Genomic DNA, 14,727 nt, shown 5'->3' with positions numbered 1-14,727 from the left:
TGGGAATGACCAGCACTGAGGACCGGCCGCCGCAGCCGCCGCCGACCGACATCGACACCGCGTACCCGATCCTGACCCGCGAGGTGTCCACCGCGACGCCGACCAGCCGGTCCGACGGCCCGGTCGGCGACCAGGCCGCGCAGGCGATCAGCGACGTGCTCGGCTGGAAGTGGCGCAACGGTGACACCAACGGCTTCGTCGCCGCGCTGACCGGCAGCTTCGCCCTGTCCAAAGTGGAGGGACACACCGAGGCGAAGTGGACGCCGCGCGGCTACGCGGTGCAGGCCGACCTGGGCGCGGTCACCGGCGCGCAGGCGTCGCTGGCGGCGCGGGCGCGCACGGCCGTGAAGGACTCCGGCGAGCTGTTGGACTCCCTGACGCCGCTGCGGGTGGACTTCAACAAGGAGGTCGCGGAGGGCTTCCGCGCGCTCGTCCACCACGACCTGGAGGAGCTGCGCAAGGAGTTCGAGAGCCCGCTGATCCGGGTGCCGCGGGTGGACCAGATCTTCCAGCTGCTGCTGTTCGTCAGCGACCAGCCCGCGCCGTCCGCCGTGGGCGGTGGCGGCGGCCCGGTGACGATCGACCCGGACACCGTGGGTGGGCACCTCGGCATGGTGCGCGACGCGTTCGGGCTGGTCCCGGACCTGGTCGACTCGGTCGGCGACGAGCGCGTGCAGACCTCGTACATCACCATCGTGGACTGGGTGGCGTCGTTGTACTACAGCTGGCAGGCGCAGCGCGGCAAGATCGACCCGTTCACGCTGCCGCCCGGCAGCCAGGGCTACTTCGGGCCGGCGCTGGTCGCGCTGTCCCAGCTGCTCGCGGCGACCGCGAGCCAGGTCGACGAGCTGACCGACGCGTTCGACTCGGTGCTGATCAACGCGGGCGAACGCGAGGTGCTGCGCGTGCCGATCCCGGGCGGCGGCACCATGCCGCTGGGCGGGCTGCTGCGCTGGATCTCCGACTTCGCCACCACCGAGGGCCAGCAGTTCATCACCAGCGCCGGCAAGGACGGCGTGGACAGCGCCTTCACCCAGGTGGTGAAGCAGCTGGTGTCGATCGTGGTGCTGCTGCCCACCGCGCCCGGTGGCCAGCCGGCGCTGCCGCCCGGCTTCTACAGCAGGCGGGTGCAGATCGGCATCGACTCGCTCATCGACGACCTCAACGAGGTCGTGTCGGTGGCGGCGCCGGTGCGCCACCCGGACGACAACGGGTCGGCGTCGCTACGCGCGGTCCGGCCGAGCCGCGCCCTGCCGTCCACAGTAGACACCTCCGCGCCGGTCCAGACGCGGCGGCAGTCCGAACCGGACGCGTGAGGAGGACAAGATGGGCACCGAGAAGGACTATCGCGATCTGTTCGACCGGGTCGCCGCGCTGCGCGAGCAGGTCGCCGACAAGCTGGGCGACCGGCTCACCAGCAACCCGCAGCTGGGCGACGCCATCCTCAAGCAGATCGACGGCATGCTGGAGCAGGTCGACGCGGCCGAGCGGGCGCAGCCGCCCACCCCGGACGGCGGCCTGGCCGGCATGGTCGGCATCGGCCCGGACGCGGCGGCGGACCTGGGCCAGACCCGGATGCCGCGCGGCGTCGAGGCGTACGACGAGAGCGTCGCGTCCGAGCGCATCATCGCCGTCGGCGACCTGTACTACCTGTACCAGCACGAGCGGATCGGGGTGTTCCGCGTGGTGCAGAAGCTCCAGGAGCTGTTCCAGGGCGGCGCGATCCGGCTGTCCGACGGGCCCGGCGCGTTCGGGCTGTACCGGTTCGACCGCCGGGACGTGCTGCGCTACACCAAGAAGGACCGGATCGCCGCGTACCGCCGGATCCTGGGCTACGGCCGGGGCGCCGGCGCGGCCAACTCGCGGCCGAACGTGGACTTCCACCGGCTGTTCGTGCACCTGAACAACCAGGTCGCGCTGTTCTGGCGGGACAAGCGGATCTCCGACGTGATCAGGGCGCGGGCCTACGACCCGAGCTTCGGCTCCATCGCGATCGTCCGCCGGGCCGGCCTCGACCTGCGCAACAACCTGAAGTTCACCTCGTACGGCCACCTCAACGTGCTGCGCGTGGAGGTCATGCAGCTGCTGGAGGAGGCGTTCCGCATCCTCAACGCGCCGGACGTCAAGGAGCTGTTCGGCGCCGCGAACGCGTGGGACGTGGTGGACGAGGTCCTGATCCGCTACTTCGACGAGCGGCTCGTCACCTCGCCCCGGCAGCGGATGGGGGTCACCGGCCGGCAGGTGCTGCGCTGGCTGGCCGCGCCGCACATCCTGGAGTCGACGCGGTCCGAGTTCGAGGCGCTGCTGCTGGAGATCGCCGAACCCGCCGAGGAGTGGATCACCTCCGCGCAGTCGATGCGGCTGGCCGAGCGGACCGAGGTGGAGCGGGTGCTGCCCTGGGACGCGCACCGCCCGGTCGGCGTCGCCGCGCCGCATCAGGGCGGCCAGTTCAAGGGCGGCCCGCGCACGCACGCGTTCGCCAAGCGCGGCGGGCTCGGGGTTTACAAGGGAAGCGGGGTGCCGGCGGTCGTCAACGGCGCCCGCCGGTGAAAGCCGCGCTGGCGTACGCGCATCGGAATCGAGGCCGGTTCGTCGAGGAGATCGCCGAGCTGGCGGCGATTCCGAGCGTGAGCTCGGACCGCCCGCAGGCGCGCCGGGCCGCGACATGGCTCGCGGCCCGGCTGCGGCGTGCCGGGCTCGGCGTGCGAATCGTTGACACACCGGGGAATCCCCTGGTGGTCGGTGGTTGGGGCCGGCGGCCGGACCGGCCGACGGTGGTGCTGTACGGGCACTACGACGTCCGCCCCGCCGGGGATCTCCGGCAGTGGCGGACGCCGCCGTTCCAGCCAGTTGTCCACAATGGATTCATGCTGGGGCGCGGCGTTTCCGACGACAAGGGCCAACTGCTCGCGCATGTGGCCGCCGTGGAGAGCTGGCTGCGCGGCGGCGGGACATTGCCGGTGAACGTCCGGTTGCTGTTGGACGGCGAGGAGGAGGTCGGAAGTCCCCACCTGGCCGGCTTTCTCGACCGCTGGGGTGTGACGCCGTCGGTGGCGGTGATCAGCGACACCGCCATGCACAGCCCTTCGGTGCCGGCGCTGACCGTGTCGCTGCGGGGTGTCGTGCGGCTGGCCGTCACGGTTCGCCGGCCCGGCACCGACCTGCACTCCGGCACCTACGGCGGCCGGGTTGTGGATCCTGGCCGGCAGTTGTGCCGGCTGATCGCTTCGCTGCGTGTTCACGGCACGTCGATGACGATCTCCAGGTTGCGGGCCGGTCGCGGCGACGGTGTGCTGGCCGCCGAGGCCTCTGCCCGCTTGGAGTTCCGTCTCTCCCCGGGTGTCTCTCCCGACGCCGTGATCCGTTCACTGCGTCGGTCGGTCGCCGGTGTCGAGGGCGCGTCCGCCCGTGTTGTCCTTGCGCGACCACCGGTCCGCGTCCCGCGCACCGGCTGGGCCATCGACGCCGCTCGTGTCGCGAGCCGGCACGGATTCGGCCACGAGCCGGTGTTTCAGGGCTCCGGCGGCGGCATCGCGGCCGCCGGCCTGTTCGCCGACCGCGGCATTCCCGTGCTGCTGCTCGGCTTCGCGGTGCCCGACAACCGCATGCACGCCCCGAACGAGCGCCTGTCCCTGGCCGCCTTCGCCCGCTCCGTCGACACCTGCATAGCCCTGCTACCAGCCCTGGCAGATCGCCGGCCTCCAGCACCACCTCACCGGCAAGCTGCCCGTCTAACGCCCGCTCTCAGTCCAAGAGACCGCTCGGCCGCGCCGGTGCCTGGACTGTCGCCGGATTTCGATCGCCGCACCCGACGCAACCCACCACGTGCGCCGACGCGGCGATCGAAATCCGGCTAAGGAAGGCACCGGTCACGAGCGGCCGAGCCCGCCCCGCCGGAGGCGGGGCCAAGAATACTGCCGGCGTCGAAACAGGTTCGGTCGCCGGTGTGGCAGGCCCCGCCTTCCTGGTCGACCACCAGCAGCACGGTGTCACCGTCGCAGTCCAGCCGCACTTCGTGCACACGCTGGGTGTGGCCCGAGGTCTCGCCCTTGATCCACTGCTGGTTGCGGCTGCGGGAGAAGTACGTCGCCTCGCGGGTGGTCAGCGTCCGGTGCAGCGCCGCGTCGTCCATCCACGCCACCATCAGCACCTCGCCGGTGCCGCGCTGCTGCGCCACCGCGCACACCAGCCCGTCGGCGTTTCGCTTGAGCCGCTTGGCGATCTCGGGGTCGAGCGTGTCGGTCATGTCGTGCTTCCCATGTGTCGTCGGGCCGGCAGGGTGATCTGGAGAACCAGCGCGTACACGTGCGCCGCGGCCAGCACGCCCGACAGCACCGCCAGCCACACGTCGCTGGCCAGCAGCGCGAACGAGGCCTGCAGCAGCGCCACCAGCACCGTCCACAGCAGGGCCGGGAAGCGCACCGGCCGCACCCCGGCCAGCAGGCCCGCCCCCAGCCCCAGGCTGATCACCGCGACCGGGGCCGGCAGGATGAGCGACCCCAGGTCCCCGGCCTGGATGCCGAGCACCAGAAACGTCAGCAGGAACACGAGTCCGCCGCCGGCCAGCACCAGCGACGCGATCTTGATCTCCAGCGGGGCCGAGGACCCGGGCAGCACCTGCTTCACCGGACCACCACTCCCGCGCCGCGCAGCTCGTCCTTCACCTCGCCGATGCTGAGCGCGCCGAAGTGGAACACGCTCGCCGCCAGCACCGCGTCCGCGCCCGCCTCGACCGCCGGCGGGAAGTGGTCCACCTGGCCGGCGCCGCCGCTGGCGATCAGCGGCACGCCCACCATGGCTCGCACCATGCGGATCAGCTCCAGGTCGAAGCCGGCCTTCGTGCCGTCAGCGTCCATCGAGTTCAGCAGGATCTCGCCGACCCCCAGCTCCTCGCCGCGAGCCGCCCACTCCACCGCGTCGATGCCCGTGCCCCGGCGGCCGCCGTGCGTGGTCACCTCGAAGCCCGACGGCGTCGGCTGCCCGTCTGCCGGCACCCGCCGCGCGTCCACCGACAGCACGATGCACTGCGCCCCGAACCGCTGCGACGCCTCGCGGAGCAGCTCCGGGCGGGCGATCGCCGCCGTGTTGATGCTGACCTTGTCCGCCCCGGCCCGCAGCAGCCGGTCCACGTCCTCCGGGGCCCGCACCCCGCCGCCCACCGTGAGCGGGATGAACACCTGCTCGGCGGTGCGGCGGACCACGTCGTAGGTGGTCTCCCGGTCCGACGACGAGGCCGTCACGTCCAGGAATGTCAGCTCGTCCGCGCCCGCCGCGTCGTAGGCGGCCGCCAGCTCCACCGGGTCGCCCGCGTCACGCAGGTCGGTGAAGTTGACGCCTTTGACCACACGGCCCCGGTCGACGTCGAGACAGGGGATGACACGGACTGCGACTGGCATGAGCCCAGCCTACGGCCCGGTGAGCAGATGACGCAGGTAGCGGTCCGGGTCGGCGAGGAACTCCCGGGTCAGCCGCACCGGCAGCGCCGTGTCGAAGTCCACCGGCTCCACCGCGCCGTCCTCCCCCACCTCCAGGATCGCCGCCCCCGGCAGCGACAGCAGGACCGGCGAGTGCGTGGCCACGATCAGCTGGCAGCCCTGCACCACCAGCTCCGCCATCCTCGCCACCAGCGCCAGGCAGCCCCGCACCGACAGCGCCGCCTCCGGCTCGTCCAGGATGTACAGCCCGTTCGGACCGAAGCGATGGGTCACCAGGTCCAGAAAGGACTCCCCGTGCGACCGCTCGTGCGGCGAATGCCCGCCGTAGTGCCGGATCGACTTCTCGCCCAGCCGCTCGATCTCCGTCGCCACGTTGTAGTACGACTCCGCCCGCAGGAAGAACCCCGTGCGCGGCTTGCTGATCCCCCTGGTCAGCGTCAGATAGTCCCCCAGCGACGACTCCGACGCCCTCGTCGCGAACCGGAAGTCCTGGCTGCCGCCCTCCGGGTTGAAGCCCGCCGCCACCGCGACGGCCTCCACCAGCGTCGACTTGCCTGCCCCGTTCTCCCCGATCAGGAACGTCGCGCCGGGCTTGAGGTCCAGGCCGTCCGATGTGGACAGCCACCGCACCACCGGCAGCGTGAAGGGGTAACGACCGGTCGACGGCTCGTCCAGCCGAACCCGGCGAATGAACAGACCGGCCACGCCTCCACCTTACGTGGTGAGCTCGTCCAGACGGTCCAGGTGAATGCGCAACGGGAACGGCACCGACGTGACGAACTCGCCGGTGACACCGCCGTTGTCCTGATAGCCGAACTCACCCGCGAGGTGGCAGTCGATCAGCGATACAGGATCGTTGAGGTCGATGATCCAGTAGTACGGAATGCCAGCGTCGGCGTATTCGCCGCGCTTGGTGATGTTGTCCATGCGGACCGACCCGGGCGACACGATCTCCACGGCGAGCAGCACTTCGGAGGCACGAACCAACCTGCCCTCCCTCTGCGCACGGCGCGCGGTCTCCAACTCGATGACAATCAGATCGGGGCAGCGGGCGTTACCAGGGGCATCCGGCGGGCGAAGCTCCAGATTGACCTCCATCTCCGCATACGCGCGCAGATTGCCGGCCAGCTGCGGCTTCATCTGGTCACCAAGCTCCCCCAACGCCGACACATGCAGCGGCCGCGGTCTCGGGCTCATCACGAGTGAGCCCTCCTGGAGTTCCCAGCGGTGTTCGGTGTCTTCGGGCAGGCGTTCATACTCGGCAATCGTCATCGGGTGATCGAACTCGGGCGACGATGGCCAGCCCTGAGGCAACGCGGTCACAGCAACTCCTCACGTCTGGTCGAAGTCTTCCACACACCAGCCACTCAATCCCCCGTTCGAGCCGGGTGACCCACTCTCGTGTCGGCTGAATCGCGAGTTCCGGTCCGCTACCGTGACGGAACGTGGCAATCACCGAGGTGGACCGCCTGTCGGCGGGGAAGTACCTGTTGCTGACCACGTTCCGCAAGGACGGCACGCCGATGCCGTCCCCGGTGTGGGTGACCCGGGACGACGACCGGCTGCTGGTGTGGACGGCGGCGAACTCGGGCAAGGTGAAGCGGATCCGCCGCGACGGGCATGTGGAGCTCGCGCCGTGCGACGTGCGGGGCACGCCGACGGGGGCGTCGGTGACGGGCACGGCCCAACTGTTGGACGAGGTGGGCACGGCCACCGCCCGGCGCCTGATCGCGAAGAAGTATCCGCTGACCGGACGGCTGCTGATCCTCGGCAGCGCGGTGCGCCGGGGCGCGAGGGGCACGGTGGGCATCGCGATCGAGCCGTCAACCAACAGTTGACGTGAACCCAAAAGTCAACCTACAGTTGACGGCATGACGCAACCACGACTCGACGACATGATCAATCTGGTCACCCGGCTACACCCGGCGGGCGACCCCCTGGAGCGGCTGTCCGAGGCGGTGCTGCAGGCCGACCATCTCGGGGAGCTGTCCGACCACCTGGTCGGGCACTTCGTGGACCAGGCCCGCCGGGCCGGCGCGACCTGGACGGACATCGGGCGCAGCATGGGGGTGAGCAAGCAGGCGGCGCAGAAACGCTTCGTGCCCAAGGAAGAGCCGATGGACTGGGGCCCGTTCAGCCGGTTCACCGACCTCGCTCGCCAGGTGGTGGTCGGGGCCCGCGACGAGGCCAAGGCCGCCGGCCACCGCTACATCGGCACCGAGCACGTGCTGCTCGGCCTGATCGCCACGCCGAAGGGGCTGGCCGCGAAGGCGCTGATCGCGCAGGGCATCACCGAGGAGCAGATCCGCGCGGCGGTGAAGGTCGCCGCGCCCCACACCGACGAGAAGATCACCGACGAGATCCCCTTCACGCCGCGGGTGCGCAAGGTGCTGGAGCTCGCCGTGCGCGAGGCGCTGCGGCTCACGCACAACTTCGTCGGCACCGAACACCTGCTGCTCGGCCTGATCGCCGAGGGCGACGGCGTCGGCCCGCAGGTGCTGACCGGGCTCGGTCTGAACGCCGAGGAGCTGGAGCGCTGGATCCTGACGAAGTTCAGCGAACTGCAGCGAGAGCGTCGGGGAGAGTGAACGCGCCGGCGTAGAGGGCCTTGCCGACGATCGCGCCCTCGACGCCGTCCGCGGCCAGCCCGGCCAGCGCGACCAGATCGTCCACACTGGACACACCGCCGGAGGCGATCACCGGGGCGTCGGTCCGGTCGCACACCGCCCGCAGCAGCTCCAGGTTGGGGCCGCGCAGGGTGCCGTCCTTGCTCACGTCGGTCACCACGTACCGGGAGCAGCCGTCCCGGTCCAGCCGGTCCAGCACGTCCCACAGATCGCCGCCGTCGCTGGTCCAGCCGCGGGCGGCCAGCCGGTGGCCCTGCTCGGTGATCCGCACGTCCAGCCCCACCGCCACCTTGTCGCCGTGCTCGGCGATCGCCTTGGCGCACCACTGCGGGTTCTCCAGCGCGGCGGTGCCCAGGTTGACCCGGGTGCAGCCGGTGGACAGGGCGGCGGCCAGCGACTCGTCGTCGCGGATGCCGCCGGACAGCTCCACCTTCACGTCCAGCTTGCCGACCACCCCGGCCAGCAGCTCACGGTTGGAACCGCGGCCGAACGCGGCGTCGAGGTCGACGAGATGGATCCACTCGGCGCCGTCGTTCTGCCACGCGAGCGCGGCCTCCAGCGGGTCGCCGTAGGAGGTCTCGGTGCCGGCCTCGCCCTGGACCAGCCGGACGGCCTTGCCGTCGGCGACATCGACGGCGGGGAGCAGGTAAAACGTCACGGCGGCAGCCTATCGCGTCGAGCTGAGCCAGTTCTCCAGCAGGTGCGCGCCGGCGTCGCCGGACTTCTCCGGGTGGAACTGGGTGGCGCACAGCGCGCCGTTCTCCACCGCGGCCACGAAGTCCTCGCCGTGGTTGGCCCACGTCACCAGCGGCGCCCGCAGGGTGCTGTCCGGCACCAGCTCCCACTTGCGCACGCCGTAGGAGTGCACGAAGTAGAACCGGGCGTCGTCATCGAGGCCGTCGAACAGCACGGAGCCCTCGGCGGCGCGCACGGTGTTCCAGCCCATGTGCGGCAGCACGTCCGCGTGCAGTCGCTCCACGGTGCCCGGCCACTCGCCGCAGCCGGCCGACTCGATGCCGTGCTCGACGCCGCGCTCGAACAGGATCTGCATGCCGACGCAGATGCCCAGCACCGGCCGGCCGCCGGCCAGCCGCTCGCCGATGATCCGGCCGCCGCGAACGGCGTCCAGGCCTGTCATGCACGCCGCGTACGCGCCGACTCCGGGCACGACGAGGGCGTCCGCGGCCAGCGCGGCCCGATGGTCGGCGGTCACCTCCACATCGGCGCCGACGCGGCGCAGCGCCCGCTCGGCGGAGCGGAGGTTGCCTGATCCGTAATCCAGCACGACTACCCGGGTCACGGGGTCCAGCTTAATGGGCCCATCGAACGTGATCTACGTCACGCTACGGAACGTGTTCCCGCCGGCAGGCCAACCATTCGGGCGGCTCGTCCGTCTAACGGGCTATGCCCGGTGTCGTACCGTAGCCGGCTGCTGCTGCCGTCGAGAACGTCGAAGGACTTCCCTGTGACTCAGCTGGCCACCGCTAGCCCGTCCGAGAGCACCCAGCAGTCGATGCCGCTCAGCGGTCGGTTGCCCTCGCTCACCGGCCTGCGCTGGGTGGCCGCCTTCCTGGTGTTCGGCATGCACGTGCGCAACTTCGGCTTCTTCGGCCCCGGCCCGGCGGCCAACGTGATGGCCACCGTGTTCCAGGCCGGCGGCACCGGCGTCTCGTTCTTCTTCATCCTGTCCGGCTTCGTGCTGATGTGGTCGTCCCGGCCCAAGGACACCGCGCTCGGCTTCCTGCGCCGCCGGGTCGCCCGCATCTACCCGGTGCACCTGGTCTGCGTGCTGGCCGCGCTGCTGCTGGCGGTGACCATCGGCTCCGAGATGACGCCGGGCGCGGGACCGCTGCTGGCCAACGTGTTCCTGCTGCACTCGTGGTGGCCGGACTACAACTACTACCAAAGCCTCGACCCGGTCAGCTGGTCGCTGGTCTGCGAGCTGCTGTTCTACGTCTCGTTCCCGCTGTTCGGGCGGCTGGCCCGACACCTGCAGGCCCGTGGCGCGGCGGTGTTCGCGGTGGCCAGCGCGGTGGCGGTGGTCGCGGTCCCGGTGGCCATCACCGTGCACCCGATCTCGTGGCCGATCTACTTCTTCCCGCTGGCCCGGCTGGGCGAGTTCACCCTCGGCATCGCGCTGGCCCGGCTGGTGATGCTGGGCCGCTGGCGTGGCCCCGGCCTCGACGTCGCGCTGGCCGTCACCCTGATCGGCTACTTCGTGGTGCCGGCGCTGCCCAACGCGTTCGGCAACACCTTCTGCACGCTGCTCGGCTTCAGCCTGCTCATCCCGGCCGCCGCGACGGCCGACATCCGCGGCACCCACTCAGTGTGGCGCAAGCCGGCGATGGAGCGGCTCGGCGAGTGGTCGTTCTCGTTCTACATGGTGCACGTGCTGGTGCTCGGCGCCGTGAAGACGCTGCTGCCCGGCACGATCTCGCTCAGCGCGCCGGCCGGGCTGGTGGTCGTGTTGGCGATGTTCGGCGTGAGCCTGGGCCTGGCCTGGGCGCTGTTCACGTTCGTCGAGACGCCGGGCCGCAAGTTCATCACCGGCGGCCGCCGGAAGCCGGTTAGGACGGCGCCATCCCCTGCGTGACCGGCACGACCGGCAGCACGGTGTTCAGCGGGGCCTCCCGCACCACCTTGTGGCTGGCGTCGGCCGGCAGCTTGGCCAGCCACGCGTCGGCGTGACCGGCGTCCACCAGCGACGCCACCTGGGCCACGTCGTCCCGGCCCGCCGCGGTGAACAGCGCCGCCAGCGCCTGCGGGCCGCCCGACGACCAGTCCTGCACCCGGTCGAGCATCGCCTGGTCGGCGGCGTCCAGCGTCTCACCGAACCGGCGGGCCACCGCGTCGTGCCGGCTGCGCTGGTCCCGCTTGTCGCTGTGCAGCAGGAACATGCCGCGCAGCAGCAGCCGGGCCGCCGGGCCGCTCGGGTTGGTCGCCTGCAACAGCGTCAGCACCTCGCGGTGCGCGCCCCAGGCCCAGCCGTACAGGGCCTTGTCGTAGATCGGGTGCGCCGTGACCGCGCGGTCGTCCCAGCGCACCGCCAGCGCCCGCTGGCCGATCCGCAGGCAGGTGCGGGCCAGCGCCACCGCGCGCGGAAAGCGCGCCGCCGGCGCGGGCAGCACCACGGTGCCGGAGCCGACCGGGACCAGCACCGCCGGCCCCTCGCCCTCCTCGTGCAGCCGCATCTGCAGCTTCGCGGTCGGCACGGGCGTCCAGATGAGCGTCCTCGCGGTCACGGAAGCAGAGTATTCGTGCCCTGTGTTCGGTATGGGGCGAGGCTGCCTGTAAACCACCCTCGCGACCGCCGTGTCGATCGATGCGGCCGAACGGGCGCACGACCCTGGCCGATGGATACGGCCGAGAGGGCGTCCGGCTGATCGGGTGACCATCATTTGGGCTGTTCCACTTGCTGCTAGCGTGGCTTCGATGTCTTCGGCGGAGCGGTGTTGCGCGGTCTGCGGGAAGGTGCTCGCCGACCAGCAGCGCGTGCGCTACTGCTCCAACGCCTGCCGGCAGCGGGCCTACCGGAAGCGGGCGACCACGGCCACGCGGGCCACCATTCCGGCGGCGGCAAACTCCGACATTCCGGGCGCGTTGCCGGCGCTGGTGGACAGCTTCGTCGGCCGCCGGCCCGAGATCGAGCGGCTGACCCACCTGCTCGGGCAGCGCCGGCTGATCACGCTGGTCGGTCCGGCCGGCGTCGGCAAGACCCGGCTGGCGCTGGAAGTCGCCGGCCGGCTGCCGCAGCCGGCGGTGCTGGTCGAACTGGACAGCCTCGACGACGGCGACCGCGTCACCCAGGTGGTGGCCGGGGCGTTCGGCGTGCGCGAACTCCCGGGCCGGACCATCTCGGAAGCCCTGTTCACGACGCTGCGCGGCGCCCGCGCGCTGCTCGTCCTGGACAACTGCGAGCACCTGGTCGACGCCACCGCCCAGTTCGTGGACCTGGCGCTGCGCCGCTGCCGCGGCCTGCGGGTGCTGGCCACCAGCAGGGAAGCGCTGGCCATCCCGGGCGAGCTGGTGTTCTCCCTCGACGGCCTGCCGCTGCCCAGCGGCGAGTCGGACCCGATGCGCAGCGACGCGGTGCGGCTGTTCGTCGACCGGGCCCGCGAGCGGGACCAGGACTTCGCGCTCGACGACGACACCCTAGGCCAGATCGCCGCCGTGTGCGCCGAGCTGGACGGCAGCCCGCTGGCCATCGAGCTCGCCGCGCACCGGATCCCGATGCTCTCGGTGGACGTCATCCACGCCCGGCTGGCCGGCCGGTTCGAGCTGTTGACAACGGCCCACCGGACGGGGAAAGCACGTCAGCGCAGCCTTCGGCAGGCCATCGACTGGAGCCACCAGCTGCTCGGACCGGACGAGCAGGTCGTGTTCCGCCGGTTGTCGGTGCTCAGCGGCACGTTCGACCTGGACACCGCGATCGCGGTCTGCGCCGACGACGAGTTCCGCCCGGAGCAGGTGTTCGAGCTGGCCTTCCGGCTGCAGGCCGGCTCGCTGATCACCACGGCGGGCTCGTCGAGGCTGCGCATGCTGGAGTCCATCCGGTTGTACGCGCGGCAGCGCCTGGACGCCTCCCCGGACGGGACCGCCACCCACGACCGGTTGACGAGCTGGCTGACCGAGTTGGCCCAGCCGCTGGTCGGGGCGCCTGTGTGGTTCCCGCTGGCGGCGCAGCGCCGATTGGAGGGATTGATCGACAACTTGCTGGTGGCGGTGCGCTGGACCGCGTCGACCGACGACGAGCGCAACGCGGTGCTCACCGTGGCCACCGTCCGCTGCTGGATGCCCAAGGGCTTCCTCACCGAGGGCCGCAAGCTGCTGCGGGCCGCGCTGGACCTGGTGCACGTCCGGCCGGAGCACCGCTGCCTGCTGCTCACCTACGCCGGCTACCTGGCGACCGTGCAGGGCGACACCCACGAGGGCGTCACCTACCTCGCCGAGGCGCTGGCGCTGGCCCGCACCACCGGCGACCCGGTGCCGCTGATCAGCGCGCTGTACACCATGGGCGCGGTCTGTCAGGCCACCGAGCGGCTGGCCGACGCCGAGGAGCGGTTCACCGAGGCGTTGCGGCTGGCCGAGGGGCTACGGGACGAGACCGCCGTCGCCATGATGCTGGAGCGGCTGGCGCTGACCGCGCACTGGAAGAGCGAGCTGGACCGGGCCGACGAGCTGATCACCGGTGCGCTGCGCCGGCTGCGGGCCGGGCCCGTCTGCCACGGCATGAGCCTCGCGCTGCACACTGCCGGCACCATCGCGCTGCGCCGCGGACAACTCGCCGCCGCCGAGGAGTTCTTCGGGGACAGCCTGCGCAACGCGCCGGCCAGCTGGCTCGAGGTGCCGTTCGCGCTGGAGGGCCTGGCCATGGCCGCCGGGCGGCGAGGCGACGGCGAGCGAGCCATCCGCCTGTTCTGCGCGGCCCGCAACATCCGCGGCGGCGACCGCCTCTACGCCGAGCCCGCTTGGCGTCGGCAGGTCGAAGGCAGCCTGGGCGACTGGGGTGTGCCCGATGACGATGAGATCGCCCGCATCGCCGGCGAGGTCAGCCGTCTCAACCGCGAGCAGGTCGTGGCCTACGCCCTGCACGACGTCTGGACCGCGCCGTCGGGGTCGGCCGGGCAGCGCCTCGGCGAGGACGAGCAGGAGGTGGCCACGCTGGTCGCCGCCGGGCTCACCAACCCCGAGATCGCGGCTCGGCTGGGCGTGAGCGTGCGGACCGTGGCCTATCGGCTGCATCGGATCCGGACCAAGCTGGGCCTGCGGACCCGGCAGGATGTGGTGGCCTGGGGCGACCCGGCCCGTTCGACGCCACCGGAGGAGACCTCGGTCAGTCCCTGACCGGGAGGGATCATCGCCCGCGCCTGGTGGCGGCGGAAGCCACCGAAGGCGCTTGCCCTGGATTGCTGACGGAATGCGCTTGCCCGGGCTGTCGGCCGGGCCTGGGGCGCTCGCACCGGTGGGCGGCGGACGCCACCGGAATGCGTTTTCCCGTCAGGCGCTGACCAGGCGGGCGTTGTGCGCGAGGATCGCGGCCTGCACGCGGTTGTCGCAGCTGAGCTTGGTGAGCAGACGGCTGACATGGGCCTTGACCGCGCCCTCGCTCAGGTAGAGCTTGCGGGCGATCTGGAGGTTGCCCATGCCCTGCGCGAGCAGGCCGAGGACCTCCCGCTCACGGCCGGTGAGATGGCCGACCAGGCTCCGGGCCCGCTCGACCGGCTCGGGGTCGATGTCGACGATCCGCTCCAGCACACGCCGGGTGATGGCCGGCGACAGCATCGCCTCGCCGGCGGCCACCGCGCGCACGGCCGCGACCAGTTCACGCGGACTGCCGTCCTTGAGCAGGAAGCCGGTGGCGCCCGCGCGCAGCGCCCGGCGGATGTGGCTGTCGTCGGCGAGCGAGGTCAGCAGCACCACCGCCGTGCCCGGGGACAGCCCTCTGACCTGCTCGGTTGCGGCGAGCCCGTCCAGTCCGGGCATCCGCACGTCCATCAGCAGCACCCGGGGGTGGTGCTTGCGCACGAGTTCGACCGCGCCCGACCCGCTGGCGGCCTCGGCCACGACCCGCACGTCCGGCGCCTGTTCGAGGACACGGCGGATGCCGCCGCGCACCAGCGCCTCGGAGTCGACGACTCCCACGGTGATCGGTTGGTTCATGGCCC

At 71.7% G+C, this 14,727-nt stretch carries 16 protein-coding genes; 7 read left to right on the top strand and 9 right to left on the bottom strand.

Annotated features, from left to right (window positions below):
• The first annotated feature begins 5 nt into the window (after positions 1-5).
• From JJ691_RS47715 to JJ691_RS47705, 3 genes are read left to right on the top strand one after another with little or no spacing between them, the layout of a single operon-like run.
• A complete protein-coding gene (locus JJ691_RS47715; RefSeq protein WP_211765975.1) occupies positions 6-1,316 on the top strand; it encodes a hypothetical protein in 1,311 nt (436 codons plus the stop codon).
• A gap of 10 nt (positions 1,317-1,326) precedes the next feature.
• Positions 1,327-2,550: a hypothetical protein gene (locus tag JJ691_RS47710; RefSeq protein WP_249227495.1), complete on the top strand. Its 1,224-nt coding sequence runs from the start codon at positions 1,327-1,329 to the stop codon at positions 2,548-2,550.
• A complete protein-coding gene (locus tag JJ691_RS47705; RefSeq protein ID WP_211765974.1) occupies positions 2,547-3,857 on the top strand; it encodes a M20/M25/M40 family metallo-hydrolase in 1,311 nt (436 codons plus the stop codon). Before JJ691_RS47710 ends, JJ691_RS47705 begins: the two co-directional genes overlap by 4 nt.
• On the opposite strand, the gene hisI is transcribed toward JJ691_RS47705, so the two are convergent.
• The 5 genes from hisI to JJ691_RS47680 are packed head-to-tail and all read right to left on the bottom strand — an operon-like array spanning position 3,854 to position 6,758.
• Positions 3,854-4,246, bottom strand: coding sequence for a phosphoribosyl-AMP cyclohydrolase (gene hisI / locus JJ691_RS47700; RefSeq protein WP_211765973.1), 393 nt, complete (start codon positions 4,244-4,246; stop codon positions 3,854-3,856). The two genes, JJ691_RS47705 and hisI, sit on opposite strands and share 4 nt — an antisense overlap.
• The gene (locus JJ691_RS47695) at positions 4,243-4,626 is read right to left on the bottom strand and encodes a hypothetical protein (protein WP_211765972.1); all 384 of its coding nucleotides are present in this window, start codon (positions 4,624-4,626) and stop codon (positions 4,243-4,245) included. The genes hisI and JJ691_RS47695 overlap by 4 nt, the downstream gene beginning before the upstream one ends.
• Positions 4,623-5,396, bottom strand: coding sequence for an imidazole glycerol phosphate synthase subunit HisF (gene hisF, locus JJ691_RS47690; RefSeq protein WP_211765971.1), 774 nt, complete (start codon positions 5,394-5,396; stop codon positions 4,623-4,625). The genes JJ691_RS47695 and hisF overlap by 4 nt, the downstream gene beginning before the upstream one ends.
• A gap of 9 nt (positions 5,397-5,405) precedes the next feature.
• A complete protein-coding gene (locus JJ691_RS47685) occupies positions 5,406-6,140 on the bottom strand; it encodes an AAA family ATPase (RefSeq protein WP_306291342.1) in 735 nt (244 codons plus the stop codon).
• Between the two features lie 9 nt (positions 6,141-6,149).
• Positions 6,150-6,758: a Uma2 family endonuclease gene (locus tag JJ691_RS47680; protein WP_249227494.1), complete on the bottom strand. Its 609-nt coding sequence runs from the start codon at positions 6,756-6,758 to the stop codon at positions 6,150-6,152.
• A 122-nt stretch (positions 6,759-6,880) separates the two neighbouring features.
• On the opposite strand from JJ691_RS47680, the gene JJ691_RS47675 reads away from it, so the two are divergent.
• Together JJ691_RS47675 and JJ691_RS47670 are read left to right on the top strand one after the other, a co-directional pair.
• The gene (locus JJ691_RS47675) at positions 6,881-7,273 is read left to right on the top strand and encodes a PPOX class F420-dependent oxidoreductase (protein WP_249227493.1); all 393 of its coding nucleotides are present in this window, start codon (positions 6,881-6,883) and stop codon (positions 7,271-7,273) included.
• Positions 7,274-7,306: 33 nt separating this feature from the next.
• Positions 7,307-8,023 (top strand): Clp protease N-terminal domain-containing protein, encoded by a 717-nt coding sequence (locus JJ691_RS47670; RefSeq protein WP_211765970.1) that lies wholly within the window; start codon positions 7,307-7,309, stop codon positions 8,021-8,023.
• Here JJ691_RS47670 and priA read toward each other — a convergent pair.
• Complete coding sequence (gene priA, locus JJ691_RS47665) at positions 7,989-8,720, bottom strand: bifunctional 1-(5-phosphoribosyl)-5-((5-phosphoribosylamino)methylideneamino)imidazole-4-carboxamide isomerase/phosphoribosylanthranilate isomerase PriA (protein ID WP_211765969.1); 732 nt, start codon at positions 8,718-8,720, stop codon at positions 7,989-7,991. The genes JJ691_RS47670 and priA overlap by 35 nt on opposite strands.
• Before the next feature lie 9 nt (positions 8,721-8,729).
• Entirely contained in the window at positions 8,730-9,362 is a 633-nt protein-coding gene (gene hisH, locus JJ691_RS47660; RefSeq protein WP_211765968.1) for an imidazole glycerol phosphate synthase subunit HisH, read from the bottom strand.
• A gap of 165 nt (positions 9,363-9,527) precedes the next feature.
• Between hisH and JJ691_RS47655 the strand changes: the two genes are divergently transcribed.
• On the top strand, positions 9,528-10,655 hold the full coding sequence (locus tag JJ691_RS47655; RefSeq protein ID WP_211765967.1) for an acyltransferase family protein: 1,128 nt from the start codon (positions 9,528-9,530) through the stop codon (positions 10,653-10,655).
• On the opposite strand, the gene JJ691_RS47650 is transcribed toward JJ691_RS47655, so the two are convergent.
• Positions 10,630-11,304, bottom strand: a complete 675-nt coding sequence (locus JJ691_RS47650; RefSeq protein ID WP_211765966.1) for a hypothetical protein — start codon at positions 11,302-11,304, stop codon at positions 10,630-10,632. The genes JJ691_RS47655 and JJ691_RS47650 overlap by 26 nt on opposite strands.
• Before the next feature lie 190 nt (positions 11,305-11,494).
• On the opposite strand from JJ691_RS47650, the gene JJ691_RS47645 reads away from it, so the two are divergent.
• Positions 11,495-13,906: an ATP-binding protein gene (locus tag JJ691_RS47645; protein WP_211765965.1), complete on the top strand. Its 2,412-nt coding sequence runs from the start codon at positions 11,495-11,497 to the stop codon at positions 13,904-13,906.
• Positions 13,907-14,059: 153 nt separating this feature from the next.
• Here the strand turns inward: JJ691_RS47645 and JJ691_RS47640 are convergent, their stop codons facing one another.
• Positions 14,060-14,722 carry a response regulator gene (locus JJ691_RS47640; protein ID WP_211765964.1) on the bottom strand — a complete coding sequence of 221 codons (663 nt, stop codon included), beginning with the start codon at positions 14,720-14,722 and terminating at the stop codon, positions 14,060-14,062.
• Positions 14,723-14,727: the final 5 nt, after the last annotated feature.

Source organism: Kutzneria sp. CA-103260, assembly GCF_018263855.1.
Taxonomy (GTDB): Bacteria; Actinomycetota; Actinomycetes; order Mycobacteriales; family Pseudonocardiaceae; genus Kutzneria.
Note: the sequence above shows the minus strand (reverse complement) of the source record. Positions and strands in the feature narration are given on the sequence as shown.